Origin of the sequence: Nocardia mangyaensis, from assembly GCF_001886715.1 — a bacterium.
GTDB classification, from domain to species: Bacteria; Actinomycetota; Actinomycetes; order Mycobacteriales; family Mycobacteriaceae; genus Nocardia; species Nocardia mangyaensis.
The window spans coordinates 6,309,832-6,327,805 of the sequence record NZ_CP018082.1 but is presented as its reverse complement, the minus strand read 5'-3'; the positions used below and the strand labels follow the sequence as shown (position 1 = coordinate 6,327,805).

13 protein-coding genes are annotated in these 17,974 nt (G+C 65.7%); 10 read left to right on the top strand and 3 right to left on the bottom strand.

Annotated elements, in window-relative coordinates; all coding sequences use genetic code 11:
- The first annotated feature begins 183 nt into the window (after positions 1-183).
- From BOX37_RS28765 to BOX37_RS28720, 10 genes are all read left to right on the top strand, one after another.
- On the top strand, positions 184-1,440 hold the full coding sequence (locus tag BOX37_RS28765; RefSeq protein WP_071930348.1) for a hypothetical protein: 1,257 nt from the start codon (positions 184-186) through the stop codon (positions 1,438-1,440).
- A 16-nt stretch (positions 1,441-1,456) separates the two neighbouring features.
- Positions 1,457-3,355, top strand: coding sequence for a type IV secretory system conjugative DNA transfer family protein (locus BOX37_RS28760; RefSeq protein WP_084760294.1), 1,899 nt, complete (start codon positions 1,457-1,459; stop codon positions 3,353-3,355).
- On the top strand, positions 3,352-4,206 hold the full coding sequence (locus tag BOX37_RS28755) for a DUF4913 domain-containing protein (RefSeq protein ID WP_084760289.1): 855 nt from the start codon (positions 3,352-3,354) through the stop codon (positions 4,204-4,206). Before BOX37_RS28760 ends, BOX37_RS28755 begins: the two co-directional genes overlap by 4 nt.
- Positions 4,203-5,063: a hypothetical protein gene (locus BOX37_RS28750; RefSeq protein WP_156910608.1), complete on the top strand. Its 861-nt coding sequence runs from the start codon at positions 4,203-4,205 to the stop codon at positions 5,061-5,063. The genes BOX37_RS28755 and BOX37_RS28750 overlap by 4 nt, the downstream gene beginning before the upstream one ends.
- The gene (locus BOX37_RS28745) at positions 5,060-5,971 is read left to right on the top strand and encodes a hypothetical protein (RefSeq protein WP_071930344.1); all 912 of its coding nucleotides are present in this window, start codon (positions 5,060-5,062) and stop codon (positions 5,969-5,971) included. The genes BOX37_RS28750 and BOX37_RS28745 overlap by 4 nt, the downstream gene beginning before the upstream one ends.
- A gap of 636 nt (positions 5,972-6,607) precedes the next feature.
- Positions 6,608-7,711 (top strand): acyl-CoA dehydrogenase family protein, encoded by a 1,104-nt coding sequence (locus BOX37_RS28740; RefSeq protein WP_167660008.1) that lies wholly within the window; start codon positions 6,608-6,610, stop codon positions 7,709-7,711.
- Positions 7,712-7,782: 71 nt separating this feature from the next.
- Positions 7,783-9,255 (top strand): tyrosine-type recombinase/integrase, encoded by a 1,473-nt coding sequence (locus tag BOX37_RS28735; protein WP_071930342.1) that lies wholly within the window; start codon positions 7,783-7,785, stop codon positions 9,253-9,255.
- A complete protein-coding gene (locus BOX37_RS28730; RefSeq protein ID WP_084760287.1) occupies positions 9,239-11,134 on the top strand; it encodes a hypothetical protein in 1,896 nt (631 codons plus the stop codon). Before BOX37_RS28735 ends, BOX37_RS28730 begins: the two co-directional genes overlap by 17 nt.
- Positions 11,131-13,197: a hypothetical protein gene (locus tag BOX37_RS28725; RefSeq protein ID WP_071930341.1), complete on the top strand. Its 2,067-nt coding sequence runs from the start codon at positions 11,131-11,133 to the stop codon at positions 13,195-13,197. The genes BOX37_RS28730 and BOX37_RS28725 overlap by 4 nt, the downstream gene beginning before the upstream one ends.
- Entirely contained in the window at positions 13,194-13,607 is a 414-nt protein-coding gene (locus BOX37_RS28720; protein ID WP_084760285.1) for a hypothetical protein, read from the top strand. Before BOX37_RS28725 ends, BOX37_RS28720 begins: the two co-directional genes overlap by 4 nt.
- Positions 13,608-13,699: 92 nt before the next feature.
- Here the strand turns inward: BOX37_RS28720 and BOX37_RS28715 are convergent, their stop codons facing one another.
- The 3 genes from BOX37_RS28715 to BOX37_RS28705 all read right to left on the bottom strand — a co-directional run bounded on the left by BOX37_RS28715 (position 13,700) and on the right by BOX37_RS28705 (position 17,731).
- Positions 13,700-15,013 (bottom strand): lipase family protein, encoded by a 1,314-nt coding sequence (locus tag BOX37_RS28715; RefSeq protein ID WP_071931960.1) that lies wholly within the window; start codon positions 15,011-15,013, stop codon positions 13,700-13,702.
- Positions 15,014-15,405: 392 nt separating this feature from the next.
- The gene (locus BOX37_RS28710; protein WP_071930340.1) at positions 15,406-16,527 is read right to left on the bottom strand and encodes a PucR family transcriptional regulator; all 1,122 of its coding nucleotides are present in this window, start codon (positions 16,525-16,527) and stop codon (positions 15,406-15,408) included.
- 7 nt (positions 16,528-16,534) lie between these two features.
- Positions 16,535-17,731: an esterase/lipase family protein gene (locus tag BOX37_RS28705; protein WP_240505090.1), complete on the bottom strand. Its 1,197-nt coding sequence runs from the start codon at positions 17,729-17,731 to the stop codon at positions 16,535-16,537.
- Between the last annotated feature and the right edge of the window lie 243 nt (positions 17,732-17,974).

The following is a 17,974-nucleotide window of genomic DNA, read 5'->3' as shown; positions in this document are numbered from 1 at the left end:
CATCGGCTAGGGGGAACTGGACCGAAGCGACCGAACCTGAACCGCTGGGACCTCACACACCCGACAAGGGTGTGACGTTTTCTCAATTTGAGGAAGCACGATGCCCATCCATATCCGTGAAAGACCACCTTCTGCCTCGAACCCCGCACCGCTGTATCGCGATTGCTTCTCCGGGAGCACTCGATGAGCTGGGAGACCCGAGGAACGAGCTTCACCAACCCTGACTACTACCGCGAAGCCGCAGACCGCGTCGAAGCCGAACTGCGCGCCGACTTCGCCACCTACCACCAAACACGCGAGATCGCCGCCTACGGCGAAACCCCCGCTCAGATCGTCGAACTCAATGCTCGCGCGCACGCCATCGCCCGCCAGTGGCAACAGGGTGGCACACCCGAGCATCAGCGGCTGTGGCAGCAATTGACCACCGCGGTGCAGTCCTGGACTGCCAACCCCGAAACCGCACGCGTCGAGTTCGGTCGCCTCCAGCAATCGTTCATCGAGGGCGGCTCCGGCATCGACCCGAACACCGTCCGAACCCAACGCCAAGCCGCCGAACTGACCGGGCACCTCGAGCCGGTCAACGACCAATCAGCTCAAGACGGCGCCCGGTGGCGACCCCGCCACCTGAGCGTGGTCCCCGACCCCAGCGCCGCGGCGACGCGCTCGGGTAATGCCGCTGATCGCGCGCTGGGCGGGCGATCCGGCGAACAGCTGAGCCTGGCCGAGATCGACGCGATCATCAACAGCTCCGACGAGCTGCTCTCCGCCGAGGAAGCTCTCGGTGATCTGGACACCGGCGCGGAGGAAATCACCGCGCTGTTGTCCGCCGAGCACCGCATCGCGCCTCTCGACCGCGCCGTCACTGCCACCCTCGACCAGGTCCCGGCTCAGATCGCTGCTGTGCGCCGACTGCAAGACCTGACCGCTCAGCACATCCGGCTGGCCGCCGAGTTCGACGGAACACCCCAGGGCGGGCAAGTCCTGATCGGTCAGATGGAGCGGTTGATGGACGGTGCGCGCGAGGCCAACCGCGCTGCTCTCTCCGCCGGCGCTGACCCCGACGAAATCACCAGCGCCTACCAAACCGGACTGTCGGGGCAGTTCTGGTCACAACAGCCCGGGGCGCCCCGGCTGGCGCAGCTCGACCACGTCCTGTCCGAACGCGACAACGCGCTGGCAGAACTCGACGCACTGCGTACCCAGCTCGGCATCGCACCCGACCAACCACCCGCGCTCGCGCTGGCCGCAGGCGCAGAGACCACCACCCACCACCTCAGCTCCACAGCCAGTACCGACCTACCAGGGCCAGGTGCGGTGATCTCCGGCGCGGTAGACGCTGCCCTACCTCATACCGATTTCGCCGCCGAGTGGGCGAGCCCCGGACTCACCGGCGTCATCGACGCGCCCGCGCACGAATCTGCCGTTGACCCCCAACTCTGAAAGGACCAGGTCAATCATGTTCTCTCCCCGTGAAACCCGCCGTCGCACCAAATCCGGGATGGGTGAGGAAGCCAGCATGCTCCTCATTCTGTTGGCACTGCTCGCTGTTGTGGTCGTGCTGTGGGCGGCGTTGAAACTGGGCAGCTGGTGGGCCGGACAAACGATGTCATGGAACCCGTTCATCGCCTTGCTGTCGGTCCTCGCCGCGGACAAACGATGGCCCTGGCAAGCGACCCCGATCGCCGTGGTTCTGCTGTGCGCGATCGGTGCGCTGGCAGTACGCGGGGTTGCGATGTTCGGTACCGGCCGGGAAGTCGATGTGGCCGCGCGAACGATGCAACGGCCAGGCAAGATCCGCATCGCTCGCGTCGCAGACAACCTCGCCGACAACCAACGATTGCTCGCCGACGCACCACCCGAAGTCCGAGCCAATCCCGGACCGCTGCTGGGGCGCACGGTCATCGGCGACATCGCCCTACACGTACCCGCCGAACTCGGTGTCACAGTGACGGCGGGTCAGCGAACCGGCAAGACCGTGGCCTGGGCGATCCCCGCGGTGCTATCGGCGTGGGGGCCGTGCCTGGCCACATCGAACAAACCGGACCTGTACCGGCACACCGTGTACGGGCGCGAGCAAGTCGGCCAAGTGTGGGTATGTGACCTACAAGCGGTGACCGGGCAGGTGGTGTGCGGGTTCTGGGTGAATCTGTTCGACCAAGTCACCGGACTACCCGCAGCGCGAAAGCTGGCGGGGTTCTTCGTGTCCGGGTCGGCCGGCTCCGCGAACGAGATCGCCAATGCCAAGACCGATGCCTACTTCGACGGTGGCGCCCAAGAGCTGTTCGCGCTGTGCGTCTTCGCCGCCGCGTGCGCGGGCGGGGACCTGCACCATGTGGCGGAATGGCTCGGCCGCGACCAGGATCCGACCCCGGCATTGATATTGCGCCACTACGGCCATGATCGGCCCGCTGCACGGATCCTGGAATGCCAAGGCCTCTACGCCAGACAACGCGACGGCCTCTACGACATGGCGCGAAGGTTCCTCAACGTGCTCTCCGATTCCGGGTACGCCCAAATGATCACGCCCCCGGTTCGGAAACTGTTCCAGGTCAGCGAAACCACCGCCAAGCCCACGACCGCGGCACCGAGCCGGGGCGGGAAAGTGTCCTCGATTCGCAACGGTGTCCTGATCGAGGCCACCGAACAGGCGCGCACGCACCTGTTGCCGGAGTTCGATCCCGTCGCGTTCGTCACCTCCAACGATACCCTGTACCCGCTGTCGATGACCGGGCCTGATGGTGCCACGCCCTTGACCGCCGCGCTGGTCGGCCAAGTCCTCGAAGCCGCCCTGACTGCGGCCCGAGCCCGCCCGGACGGGCGACTGGCGACACCGCTGTTGTGTGTGCTCGATGAAGCCGCCAACTGTGCCCGAATCAGCGAACTGCCCTCCTACTACACGTATTCGGCGGGCTGCGGGATCATCCTGATGACCATTCTCCAGGTCCTCGAACAAGGCGAAAACCTATGGGGCGTCAATGGTTTGAAGACCATGATGGCCCAGTCGATCGAGGTCTACGGCGGCTCCATCGCCTCGCGGGACTACTTGGAGCATTGGTCGGCGATGGCCGGGCAACACGACGTCTCCGATCGTTCCCGCACCTACACCCCCGGCGGGATCCAACGCAGCCTGTCCTGGCGTGCTGAACCCATTCTCGATGTCGCGATGCTCGCTGCCCTGCCGAAAGACCGCGCCCTGGTCCGACTTCCCGGCCACGGCCCGGTCGTGGTCCGCAAAGTCCCGTGGTTCGACAGCGAGTACGCGCCGCTGGTGCGCAAGTCGATGCAACGGTTCGAAGGCGGACGCGTCTCGCTGATCAAATCCGGGCCGTCGACAGCAGAGGAGGGGCCCTCATGAGCGGCCCGAGCTCAACACCGGTAGCCAGCACCACAGCGCCGATGCCACCGCAATTCGGCCACTTCACCGATTTCGCCAACGCGTGGATGTTGCCCACGATCAACGTCCGGCTGGCGGAAGCGAACCGGGAGAACACCTTCACCTGGTGCACGCGGTGGTGGTCTCATCGCCCGGTCGCGGTGCGGGTCGCCCATGTGCACACCGCGTTCGAGGCGATGCGACGCTCCAAGGCCGGATCGAGCTTGAGCACCTTCCTGCTGAGCCACTTCGACCCGCACGTCAACCTCATCCTCGACGCCGCGCACGGCCCCCTGCACCGGTGCACTCGCACCCATCACCAGGCCACACCGTCGTTGCCGTTCGACCCTGTCCCACCTGGTTGGTTCGGCACCAAGCCCCCGGTTGTCGACGACGACAAGCCACCGAAGAAGTTCGACCACTACAGCGAATTCGCCGAACAATGGCTGCTGCCAGTGACGTCAGTCAAGATCGCCGCCAACAACCGCGAAGGCCAGTACACGTGGTGCCGGCAATGGTGGCGCCACCAAAGCGTCGCCATCCGCTTCGCCGGGCTGCACGCCTGCTTCGAGGCCGCGGTCAACGCCGAGGACAAAATGGCGATGAGCGCGCTGTTCGTCCGCCACATCGACCCACAGTTCCGATACATCCTCGACGCCGCCAACGGCCCCCTGCACAGGTGCACACCCGACCAGCACATCGACACCTCCGGGCTCACAAGCGAGCAGGTTCCGGCGAACTGGTTCGGCGCCCCCGGATCGACCATCCCGATCGAAGCCCTCGGCTTCGCTCCGGACTTCCGGGCCTTGGCGCAGGGCGGTGAGCCGCAGTGAGTATGGCAAACGCGACCACAGTCCAGAAACGGGTGCTCAAAGCACTTCAGAACCAGGCCGCTGACGCCCAGAAGATGCTGAACGTCCAGCGCGCCAGCGGTATTGAGCCGGCCCAAGACCGGACGCAGAGTTTCCACGCGCGGGCGATCCTGCACACCGAACTCGCCGCGGCGGCCCTCGCGGGCGGGGTCCCGGCCGAGTGGATCGATCAGGCACGCGAACGCGGCACCAAAGCAATCCGCTGGAACACCAACCTGTTCCTGCGCCGCGCCGCCCCGGTCGATCGCGGCGCGTTGGTCGACAACCTCCGCGCCGATATCGACCGACTAGCCCGGTTCACCGGCATCCACGCCGCCTACACCCACGGCACCGGGCGACACGACGACACCACCGCAAGCGTGGACCAGACCCTCACCACGCTATGGCGCCGATCCGCCCAGATCGGTGTCCTACTCGGTATCGACACCGAGCAAGCCCGCCAGCACTGGCCGCACCCGCAATGGATCGAGCAAGCCTCGGCATCAGCGGCCGGGCAGACCCAAGCTCAACTCACCCAAAACTGGCACGCGATCGCGAACACCGACATGACCAGCTACACCGCCCAATCCATCGCCTTGGCCGCAGCAGGGATCACACCGAACCCGACGATCGCCGCACCGGATCCCCTGGCGATGCTGGACACCCTCAGCGGCCGCGATGTCGGTGTGTCTGGCCTGTTCTCCGACGCGCCAGGCGCACACATCGGTGCCGCTGTCGAGGCCACACGATCGCAGTCGGCCCACACCGACTATGACGCCGACATCACCGCACCGATGTTCAGCGCCCCCGAGATCAACTATCCCGGGATCGATCCATGAGCAGCCCCACGGCTCGCCCTCGTCTGGTCTCCGATCTGCCCGCCCCGCAGGCCGAGTCGCTCACGCTGATCCATGACCTGGCTCGCCGCGCCGGTGTCATTCGTGGACGCCAGCAGCACGCCCCGGAACTCGTTCGCCTCGACCATGACCGCAGCATCGCCGAGATCACCGCCGCCAGCAGGGGAGTGCCCGCGGTATGGATCAACCAAGCACGCGAATACGGCAACGCGAACAGGATGTGGCAACCGACCACGGTATTGCGCGATCCACCCAAAAATAACGTGATCCGCCGTGGGTTCGGCCGAGTCGTCGCCGACACGAACCGGCTCGTCGACATGGCCACGGTCTCGGTCCTGCGCCACCAACATCTGCAACGCGCCGGGATCGAATCAGAACCAGAACCTGCGGTGGCGCATCAGCTTCGACGGAATATGGACGCGATCCGCACGCGCATCATCCATACCGCCGCCGCGATCGGAATGAGGCCCGCCCAACGCGTCCGCGCTGTGACAGTGACCGATGCCCACCTCGCTGAGCGTCTCGCCGCGCACAGCCTGCGCGCCGTCGACGACCTGACCGCGCTCTGGCGTGACCTCGCCACCCCGGCGGTCGCGGCGAGTGTTCGATCGTCGCTGGCCAGCCTGCGCCGCACCACCACCCCACCGACCGGTGCGGAACCGGGCCTGGTGATGCCGCCGACGACACAAGAACTGCTCACCCGCGCTCGCCATCAACTCATCGACCCCACCACAGCAGATGATCCCTCGGCCGCCGGGCACCGGATCGAAAACGCCGTCCACCTAGCGCTACCGGCCGCGGCGACAGAACCCGACAACGAAGCAGCCGAGCAGCACCGACCGACCAGCCAACCAACAGATCGCTCCCTCATTCCGGGCGCTGAACTGTGACGAAACCCCTGCTCGGTCCCAGCGTCCGAATTGGTCCATCGCTGATCGCCCCCTGGTCGGCAGGGACATACCGCGTGCGCGCCGATCCCAACCTGCCAACCACGATGGCGGGAGATCGCCGTTCGGCTGTTCGTGAAAGCCGCGATCGAGCCCACCGCACGAAGTGCCCCAGTTCACTGCGCCTGCTCTCGATATCGCGACCGCCGACACCGAGCCCAACACCTGGCCGCCGGTCCCCGTCGGCGGCACCGCGTGGACCACCGGCCGAAGACACCGAGCAATGCGGTCGATGAGGACCGCTCTGCTGCCGAACAACTGCCGCGCCTGTCCCAGTGGCGCGCACTTCCTCGGAATGTCGGATCGGGTTTCTCCGCGCGAGCACGGGGAGCCACCCAAAAGACCCCTTTGTGCAGCGATCGCCACCGCCCACAAAGCAGATACAGACACTTGGAGAAAATTGCGATGACCACCGTAGATGGACTGCCGATTCTCGCCCACCCCGATGGGACCCGCCCACCGATCCACTCCGACCCGACCGTCGACGCGCTACGCACCGCGATTCTCGGTACCGAAACCTCCCTGCATCACCGAGTGCGCGCCGTGATCGCCGGACTCGGTGACCGACCCAGCACAGGCATGACGTACGCGACCGAAGCCAGCCTGGCACCGGACCTACTGCGCACAGCGATCGCAGCGCTGGGGGGATCGGCCGTCGCGATCGCGAACGATCCCCGGCTGCGCGGGATCGTGTGTGAATGGGCCGCGGTCTACGCTCCACATTTGTTGCCAGTCTTGACCGGCCACCTCGACTTGTCGATCGCGACGATCACCGCGTTGGGCAACGGCTCTGCCTACCAGCGTGAACTACTCGCCGAACTCGATATCGGCGAGTCGGTGGGAGTGCTGCTGTTGACCGAGCTCGGTGGGACCAACGGTGCCGACCAGCAGACCACCGCCACCTGGGACAGCCCCCGGAATGGGTTCTGGCTCGACTCACCTGACCCGGCGAGCTGGAAGTTCATGCCCAACATCGCCGACACCACCACACCCAAAATTGGCGTGATCACTGCCCGCGTGATCGTTGACGGTCGCGACGAAGGTGTCCTGCCGCTCCTGAGCAGGGTGCGCACACAACACGGTGTTGAGGCAGGGCTGAGTGTCCTTGTATTGCCTGACAAAGGCTGGACGCCAATGGATCACGCGTTAATTCGATTCGACAAGCTGTTCGTACCCGGCGATGGGTTGCTCGGCGGGACATGGGCAGTCATCGGCGCTGACGGGTTCGAGTCGACGGTGCCGGTGCCGGCACGGTTTCACCGGGCGATCGCGACATTAGGGCAGGGGCGACTGGATTTGGCAGGCGCGGCCGCGGCCGGTGCGCGAGCGGGTTTGGCGGTAACGGTCAACTACGCGCTCCAACGCCGCCCTGGCGGACGGACACTGATGGCTGATCGAGGCACGGTCCGCCGCGACCTGGTCTCCGCGCTCGCGGCGACCTATGCCACCAGCGTGCTCGGGCGCCGCGTTCAAGACATGGCAGCGACCGCACCGACCGGGGATCAGGTCGTAGGCGTGTGGTCGATGCTGGTCAAACCGCTACTGGCCTATACCGCGCACGAGGTGCTACTGACCTGTCGGCAACGTAGCGGCGCGCAGGGAACGTTGCGTACCAACTGGATTCAGGACTGGATCGGTTCTCCAGCCGGTTCAGACATGTCTCAGGAGACGAGGCTGAGTTAGATTCTGCGCCGGTTCGGCTGGCGCATCACAGGTCTCGGTGAGCTGGCAATGATCTGGACATCGGAGGTCCCGTGGAGTTGTTCTTCACCGGTCGATCGCGGCTGCCAGCGGATGGGAATGTCTCGGGCATCTCGCAGCCGGAGCTGGCGCAGCTGCTGGCGCGCCGCCTGGTACCCGACGGCCTGCCGGTGCTGCTGGATTCGGCCATGCGGCCGGTGGAGCCACTGTCGTCGTGGTTCCGCCATCTGGCGCTGCTCGGTCGCAGCCCGAAGACGATGCGCAAGTACGCCTACGTCACGCTGCGGTTGCATGAATTTCTGGCCGGTCGCGGCCGCGACCTCTTGTCAGCGACCGAGTCGGATCTGTTGGAGTACCGGCTATTGCGCACTCGCGTGCAGGCGGAGCCGATCTCTCGCGTGACCTGGGAGCCTGAGGCGACCGCCATTAACAGGCTCTATGACTGGCTGGTGAGCGAGCAGCGCATCCCGAGATCGCCGTGGCGCCAGCTGCGCGGCCGAGATACCTTCCGCAACAGCATCCCCCGTGACATGCGGATTCGGCATATGACGCTGGAGCAGTATCTCTACTTCCGTGATGTCGGGTTGGCTGGCATGCGGCCGGATGCCACGGTGGACCCGTCGTTTCGGGGCCGATCGCCGCACCGCAGCCGTGCTGGTGTCGAGCTGGCTCTGCTCACGGGAATGCGGGTTGGCGAGTGGTCCACGATCCTTCTGCCCGAGCTCGGATTGGACCCGGTCGTGAACCAGGCGATCGACCCGAAGGGCGTCGTCTTCCGGCTGGCGGCGTGTGCGAAGTACGAGCGACCCCGAGATGTGTATGTCCCGCGGTCGGCGGTCGAGACGGTGCTGATCTACATGCGGATGGAACGGACCCACGTGGTGGCTGCGGCCCAACGCACCCTGATCAAACGCCGAGCGGATCTGTTCGTCGTCGACGTCCAGCAACAGGGCCGCGGCAAGCTGCGCGGGGTACTGGACGGCGTGACCGTGACGCATACGATCGCGGACATGCCAATGTTGTTGCGACGCATCACTGTTGTCGACACTGGTGTCGGGTTGGAGCCGCTGGCGGTGTTCGTCGGAGCCGGTGGGCAGATGCCGCAGCCGTCGACGTGGGACAAGGTCCGCTGGCGTGCATGGGATCGCATGCGTACCCACGCTGGGCATCCCGATGCAGCTGTGCTGCCATCGAATCCGTGGCTGTACCACGATCTGCGGCACACGTTCGCGCTCCGTCTGCTGATGTTCCTCATGCACAAGGCTGTGGAGGGCGTGGTCGGCTCGGAACTGCCAATGGCCACGCTCATCGACCATGTCGCCGCGAATCCGTTGCTCGAGGTTCAGCGCCGAATGGGCCACTCGAATCCCTCGACAACCTACGTCTACCTTCGGTATCTGAAGGATCCGATGCAGGATGTCGACGCGGCGTTCGCGGAGTGGACCGACCACGACGCCAGCTACTCAGAGATCGCTCGGCATGTGATGCGGCTGCCGGGCGGAGAATCGCATGCCACGCAAAGGTGAATACGCGCGCAGCAGCCAGGAGATCGAACTCCGGGCTGCCCAACCACGAGTCGGGACGCGCGAGGTCACGGTCCGAAACCGTTCCGGTGCGGTCAACACATCACGGCTGGAGGTGCAGGAGTTCATGTGTGCTCGCCTGGCAGCCGAGCTGGCCGACGAATGGGTTGAATATGCGGCGGCAGCCGAATTGTCAGTGGGCTCGGTGCGGTCGTACCGAAAGACGATCATGGTGTTCTGTGCTTTCGTGGATGCGACGCTCCCGCAGGCTGCGGCGGTGTCGCTGTCGTGCACAGAGCCTGAATTGCTCCCCGTCGTCCTGGACTGGGTGCGACGGCTTCCCGCTCAGTACCCGGCGGGCTCCCGACAGCCCGCAGCGCAGGCGTGGCGGCTGCGCACGCTGGTCGCTCGCCGCGCGCGGCATCATGATCGGCCCCTCGCCGCGCAACTCGAGGGATGGTTGACGGGGGCAGTCGGGTTGCGGCGCGGCGTCACCCAGGAGATCGACGAATTCTCCAGAGCCGAGAAGAGGTCCATGATTCGTGCTGCCTGGCGAGACATCGGTGCGGTGGAACAGCGATTGAAGCGCGGCACCGAATTGCTCGCGCGCGGACGAGACCCCCGCATCGGTGGCTGGCTGGATCCGGCCAATCTGTTGTGGGCTCTCGACCACGACATCCACTCCGCCACAGAGATCCTCGCGCATCTACCGACCGCGGCGCAATGGCCGACGGAATTGGCGGACCTGGTGCCAACCGGGGTTTCGAGGAGGAGGTGGCACCGGATGCTGGTGCAGTCGCTGTCGGGGATGCTATATCCGACCAACCTCGACCTCCACGGATTCCGGGTACTGCTGATGGCCGCGAGCGGCCACACCTCCGAGGAGATCAGCGGCCTGTCCGAGTACGACGTGGAGTTCACCCCCGATGGCGTGACCTTGACCTTCACCAAACTACGAGCCCGGTCCATTCGCCGCCGCTCCTACCGGACGGCGCAGGCCAAGGAACTGGTGGCATTCGGTACCGAATCCAAGCTCGACGTCGCCGAGTTGATCCGCCGCTTGCTGGCCGTCACCGAGCGGGTGCGTCGGCACAGCGGACTGTCGCCCGCGCCGCTGTTCGTGCGGGTCAACCCGAACATCTACGACCTCGTGCCGCGGCCGTTCGAGGGTGCCATGACCGACGCGAGCTTCCGTGTCTGGCTCGAGCGCGTCGGCGTGAGTGTCGCTGGGCCCGCGGATATCCGGAGGCTGCGCAAGTCCGGCAAGGTCGAAAAGGCGATTGCCTATCGCGGCCGAGTCAGCGACGTCGCCGACGACCACACGGTCGAGGTGTTCCGCGGCCACTATGCACACGGCACCACCTTGCATGTCATCGCCGCTAACGTGATCACCGCCGCCCAGCAACGCTGGTTCTCCGAGGCGATCACCGGGCCGACAGTGCTCAGCACCGATGCCGAACCCGCGCTGGCGCATCCCGATGCGCCAGCGGCCTTGGGGTTGACTACAGGGCAGATCGACGAACTGCGTTCGGGTGCACTGGATATGGGTATCAGTAGCTGCCGAGACCCGTTCGACTCCCCGTTCGGTCGATCCGGGCAGGTGTGTCCTGTCGCGCCGCTGCGCTGCCTCGAATGCCGCCATGCCCTGATCCTGCCGTCGAACCTGCCGCAGTTGTTGCTGCTGTCGGACCATCTGCACCGGCTTCGCAACCGGCTGAGCCCACGGCACTTCCACGAACTGTGGGGTCAGAGCACCGCGAACCTCGCCGCCGTCTTGGCCGAACGCAGCGACGCGGAGATCGCGATGGCGCGCAAGCAGATCGCGCTCAGCGAGGCCAGCCTGCACCTGCCCATGGCCTCGCGCACGGAGTTCGACCGATGACCCTGCATCCGTTTCGGACTCCCGCGGACTCGGCACGTTTCGGGGGCGACGAAGAGGTTATCCAGTCTCACCCCTTGTTGCCCAATGCCCAGCCCCCACGATTCGGCCAGGCCGACGTGTGGGATCTCAACGATGTAGTCGAACGGCCCGTGAACCAGAAGGCTGCCAACTACCGGGTGAGTTTCGTCAGCCTGTCACCGGCATGGAATCTGCGAGCCCGGGAAATGGCGCTGATCTGGCTCAACCCCCGCCATCCCGCCGTGGTGGCGGCCGGGATTCACCTCAACCCCGATCCCCGCGAGCCACGCACTGTCACGCTGCGCGCTGGAACCCTGCGAGCACTGGCGGCCTGGGCCACAGACCAGGGGCTGCCCGATGATCTGCACCGGTGGGATCGTGAGGACTTCCACCGCTACATCGGCCACCAGGCCGATCGGCTCAAGCGCGGCAGCGTCATCGAACACGTCGTGGTTATCAAGACGCTGCACCAGTTTCGGGCCGTGCTCACGTGCGGCGGGTTGGCCGCCGATCCGTGGCCGGGCCAATCAGCCTCCCATGTCCTGGGCCTGCGTGACACCGGCGAACTTGCCACCCCGGTGATCCGACCGCAAACGTGGTTCCCGCTGATCAAAGCGGCCTGGACCTACATCGAGGTCTTCGGCCCCGACATTCTTCGCGCCCGCGCGGTCTGGGTCGGGCTGCAGCAGAACGCCCGGCCATTGCGGACCGCCGATGCGGACGCGGCGCTCGCGCGGTGGCTTGCAGATCCAGATCATCGGGTTCCGGTCCATACCGGCCGCACAGGGGCGGACAAGGCCGGCAAGGTGCATTGGTCGCTGCTGAGCGCACTGCTCGGTGCCAGCGACAGGATCTTCCACCTCGATCACTCCAGTGGCCGAGCCCGCCGGGCTGTTGTCGAAGCCGAACTCGTCGACGGGCGTGCCACGCAGTCGGGCATCATCACCGATCTGGCCAACGTCGCGCGGCCCGACGGCACCACCGGACCCTGGCATCCGGACCTGCAACCCCTGCAGATGTGGCTGGAATGCGTGGCCCTTCGCAATGCGTGCTACATCTTCGTCGCCGCGATGTCGATGATGCGCGACAACGAGATTCGCGCGATCACCCACCACAGCGTCGTCGACCACTACGGCGCCCCAGCGGTGAAATCCATCAAACGCAAACGCGATCCCGGCCACCCCACGCGGCACTGGTGGATCATCGAGCCGGTCGCTCGCGCGTTGTTCGTCGCCTCAGAACTGTCGGAGCATCCGGACCTCACCTTCGGTCGAGTCCGCAGCGCCACCGACACCAACGGGCTGTTCGACAGCACAAGCGCGATCAAGGCCTTCACCAGCCGAGTGAACGCTCACCGCCACGACACCGGCCTGGAAGAGATCCCCGCCGATCACGTCACCGCCCACATGTTCCGCCGCACCATGGCCATGCTGACCCGCGACTACGCCGGCGCAGAGATCGCACTCGGAATCCAGCTCAAGCATGCAGCCACCCGCGCCCTGGCGAACCGATCGACCCAGGGCTACTCCGCCAAAGACCCCGCCTGGGCGGGCTACTTCGACGAAGCACTCGCCGACGCCCGATTCGATCGCCTGCGTGAGCTGTACCAAGCCCACCGACGCGGTGACACCTTCGGATATGGGCCCGGTGCTGACCAGCTCCGCTCCCGCTTCGATGCCATGGCTGGCACCGCGGCCCAGCACGGTGATGCGCGCGTCGAATACGACCTGCTCCGGCGAACTCGGATCCCCATCCGGTTCGGCACCCTCAACCACTGCGTCCTCGACGAGACCAACCCTGTTGACGCGAAGTGCCTCGAAAACGCCATCGTCCCCGCAGGACATCACGGACCGCTGGTGGATCGATGCCAACCGGCGCGCTGCGCCAACAGCGTCATCGCTACCGAGCACCTGCCGATCTGGCGCAGCGAGGAAGGCACCCTGCTCACGTTGCTCGACACCCCGAAACTGCCTTCCCCGCGTCGAGCACAGCTGCAACGTGAACTCGCCGATGTCCGCACCGCACTGCGACGAGCAGAGCAGTGACCGCCCCGGAGCCCGACGTGTCCGCGCGCACCGCCACCGCCTTGCGCTCGGCGATGCACCGCCTGCTCAACGGCCGATCCGAACGCACCGATGGCCGCCTCACCAAAGCCAACCTCGGACGCGAAGCCCAGATCAGCCACGCCACCCTTCACCGGGCCAAAACGATTCTGCGTGAATGGGAAACAGCGGTAGCCCAAACGCACACACCTACCCGAGAACCGGTCACACACACCGCCGAACTATCCGCTCTGCGCACCGAAATCACGACCGCCAGAACTGAGAACTCCCGTCTACGACGCCAGCTCGACGCCGCGGCCACCGTGATCTGCACCCTTCACCACGAGAACATCGCTTTGCGCGACCATTTGGCCGAACAAGGGACGGTGATACCGCTCCACCAGAGCAGCTGACCGCAGATGTGAAACGTCATGCCGACGGTCAGCGGGCAGGATCGGCTGCTGGGCGGCCAACGAGTCCGCTAACCCGCCAGAGCGTGTCATTCTTACTTGTGACGTTGGGAAATGGGCCTGCTGCACAGCATCCGGACGAATAGTGCGGCGAATCGTAGGTGGGCCATGACATCGGGTCCGCGCCAGGTGAGTGACCACACCGTCGTGGTGGTACTGGGCGGCAGAGTGTGGCCCTCGAATCGATCGGCCAGCCAAGCCATGGTCAACGGGGTGCCGAGGTAGAGCAGGGCGAGGTGCATACTCAGGCGGTCGCGGACGTAGTGCACATGTGCGCCGGCGTGCCGGTATCGCTCGACGTGGCGGTCCACATCTTGGACGGCGATCAGTTCGTCGTTGACACCTTGAATGATCAGGACCGGCATCGAGGGCGCCTGCGCCCCGGGGCGGATGTCGTCGAGGACAGCGCGCATCTCGGGCCGGTCCAGCAGTTCGGCGAAGCTGGACTCGCTGTAGCGGTCGAGGTTCTTGCCCGCGAATCGCGACAACAATGCCAAGGTGGTGCGCGAGGCGGCGTCGGCGAGCAGGGTGTGGAATTCGGGTTTGGCGTGGTTGGCCAGTAGTTGCTCGAGTTCTGGGTAGGCGCGCTGCAATGCCGCGACGCAGACCGTGGAGAACCCTGACATCAGGGAGCCGTTGAGCCGGACGAAGGTGGCCCCGGGATCGCCGACGGGTGAGCCCGCGACCGCGCCGACGATGTTGAGTTCCGGTGCGTAGTCCGCGGCGACTTCTGCCGCCCACGCGGTCGCAAGCCCTCCGCCGGAATAGCCCCACAGGCCGACCTCGGTGGTGGGCGATAGGCTCAGTGGTTCGAAAGCCAGTGCCGCGCGGGCGGCGTCGAGGGCGCGATAGCCGGGTTCGCGCGCGACTCCGAAATGCCCGCCCATGCCTCCGTGATCGGGGATCGAGACCGCCCAGCCTCTGGCTAGGGCTTCGGCGATGACCGGTAACTCCAGTTGCGGAATCGCCCCCAGTGCTTGCGCGCCCCGGCGTAGGGCGTAGGAGGGGAAGCAGTTCGAGCTGACACCGTCGATCGCGCATTGAAACGACACCAGCGGGCGCGCGATGGCTTCGGCGTCGGCCGGAAGCAGCACCGTGGTGACTGCGACCTCGGGGGCGCGGTGCAGATCGCTGGTGCGGTAGAGCAGTTGCCAGGCCGACAACCGCTGAGGGATCAGACCGAACAAGGCGATCTCGGTGACGCGGGTGCGCAGGATCGTACCCGGCGGTCGGGTCGCGAAATCCGCGGGTGGGCAGTAGAACTCGTCGCTTTCCGGGCGGATCGCTCGGGCGGCGGGATTGTCGGTGAGCGTCGGGGGCGCAGCATCCGACACGCGGGGTGAGCTCATCCTGGTGGTCCTTTCGCGCGCCACGTTCTCCGGGCGCCGATATGGCAGAGGGGTAGCGGGGCCGAACGGCCGCATGCACATCCCAAACCTAACGACAAGTGGTGGTGAAAAGAATTGTCTCCCAATACAATTCGATCGCTACCGTGTGCACCCTCAGGGCAGGGGTCCCGCCGTCGGAGTTGACTGGGCCCCTGCTTGTGGGGTCCGGTCAACGCCGGACGGGCAGCGCTACCGCGCTGGAGGCCCGGCGTTCGGCTCGCCGCCCGACTGATCGAGCAGGGCACTCGATCAGGGGTTACATCCGTTGGCGGCCCGCCGGGCCGGTCCGTGACCTCGCCACCGGTTCCAAGATCCGGCGCCGGACTATCTCCCTGATGTTTCTTGACCGGACACTAGACGGCCGTGCTGGTGGGCTGGTCGACCGCTTGGTAGTCGCGCACGATCAGTGCGGCTTGAAGCAGCCAGATGAGCTTGGGATTGCGCGCATCGAGTCCCACGAGCTCGTAGATCCGGCGGAGCCTGTAGTCGACGGTGTTCATGTGGATATGGGTTTCGCGTGCGGTGAGCCTGCGGCTGAGGCCGTTGTTGATATGGACACGCAGCGTGGCGATCAAGTCCGGGAACTCGGCCACCGGATCGAGGAACACCTCGAGACGATCCCGCCCAGGCCCTGGCCGAGTCAGTTGATACTCGATCGCGAGGTCTTCGATCTCGTACATGCCCGGCGGGTGATGCAGGCGTATCGCCACATCCAACAGTTCGTGTGCCTCCTCAGCGGCGCAGCGAACCCGGTCTCGGTCGACAGTCACCCCCACCACGGTGAGTGAGGTCCGTTTGACCACCTGGCGGATCTTCTCGATGGCGAAGGACTCCGGCACGAGAATCGTTGCGCCGAAACGGGACTCCAAACCCGGCATCGGCTGCCCGAATCGTGCCGACAGCATTTCTCGGAACTCGCACGGTGATACCGCCCCGCGCCCGGACCGATCGGCGGCCACCGCGAGCACGGTGTAGCGCTCATCGAGTGGCGCACCGTGCTCACGAGTAGCTCTGGTCGTATAGCGGCCGCTGAGCAGCGTGTGAGCCACGTACCCGCCGCGATCGTCGTGAGGCGGTGCGACCTCCATATAGATCGTCGACACCGTCGCGGTCACCGAGCTCAACGCGTCCATCAGTCGATGGACTTCGTCGAAGGGCGCACCGCAGGCTTCGAGATCGTCGAGGTGTAGCCGGAACCCTGCGTGCACATGTTGCTGCACTGTTTCGATCGGTACACCGATGCTCGCCCAGCGTGCGGCGGCCGGACGAATACGCGAGATCCGGCGGCCGTGCTGTGTTGGCTCTGTGTCGGAGACCAGTGCCAGGCAGTCGGCGACGATGGCGCTGATCTCGTCGCGCAGAACGTTTCCTCGTCGGCTGCGACGGGGGATGGTTTCGAGGATCTTGTGTGCGATCCGGTCGGTCGCCGGCGCGGGTTGCGCCGGCGAGTCGACCTCGATATGGGCGGCGGTCATCGCGGACTCACAGTTTTCCGCTGCCACCGATCAACCACGGGTTGAACGAGCAGTTCAGGGCCGGGTGGTTGACGGGGTCGAGGGCGTTGAGAGCGATAGAGGCCGAGCGCGGTGAATACATCAGGGTCAGGTGATCGGACAGGTCCTGTTCGCACCCTTCCTGCAGGGTGATGTTGCGGACCGTCGCGCCCTCACCTGCTTTGAGGAACGCAAGGTCATAGGGGTTGGTGACCTCGTCCCAGCGCGATGCCACCGCGGTGTAGTCGACACCAGGAACGGTGTCGCCCTTCGCGTTGAGCGTGGCGTAGAACGGAGACCCGACCGTCTGCTGAATGTTCGCAATCCCGATGATCGGTTCGCCGAACCCGAGAACATCGATGCCGAGGTTGTTGATCGCCCGACCGAGCGTCGCGATGCCCATCAGGGTGGTGCCGTGGTGGGTGGCACCGTAGGTGACCAGCTTGTCGACCTTGTCCGCGCCACCTTCGAACTTCAGGTAATGGTTCGCGACGGTGCCGCCTTGGGAGTGGCCCACGATGTCGACCTTGTCCGCACCGGTCGTCGTACGTACCCGGTCGATGAAGTCAGCGACCTGGACAGAGGACTCCTCGATGGGTCCGACACCGTAACGACCGGGCAGAATCGCGCCGACACCGCCACCCTCGATGAGACCCGAGCGCCCGAAGTTCAGGGCGAACACACAGAACCCGGCTCGCGCGAGTTGCGGTGAGAGGTAGCTGAAGGTGTCGAAGGCGTTGAGCCAGGTGCCGTGCAACAGCACCACCGGGCGCGGATGGGCAGCGCTGGGCTTGCAATCCCAGTTGTTCGCGCCCGCAGGGGCGACATCGGGGCTGACCAGCCCGTAAGCGAAGGCGGCCAGCGGGGCGCTCAGTTCCGGGCCCTGACCGGTAGGCGCCGCGGCCGTGCTGTGTCCATACCCGGAACTGCTGCCCGAGGCGCTCCCGGACGCGCTGCCTGATCCACTGCCCGAACTACCGGAACCGCTGCCCGAGCTACCGCCCGAATCGACGATCGCCTTGGGTTGTCTGCCGTCTGACGAGGGCTTGAGCCCCTCGCTGACCGCCTCGGCCAGAGACTGCAAGTCCGAGGCGACGCCGGGCTCCGCGGCGGCGGGCGTGGCTGCGAGTCCGTGCCCGACGGCGACCCCCACGATGAGCGCGGCGGCCACAACGGACCGGCGCATGTGCTGCTTCATTGCAAGCATTTCCAACAATTCCTATCTGATCGACCGCGCACCACCGATCCAAGTGACTCGGACCACAATCAAGTGATGCTGTGACGCATGTTGCTTCGTGGTGGCGGCAAGGAAAAGTCTGTACCGATCGGTATGGGCCGTCACTGCACTGACGTCCAGAGTCGACAGACCCGACCTTGTAGTCGACGCCAAAGTCTGATTAGCCAGCGGTGCTCTGTTGTCCGATTGGCT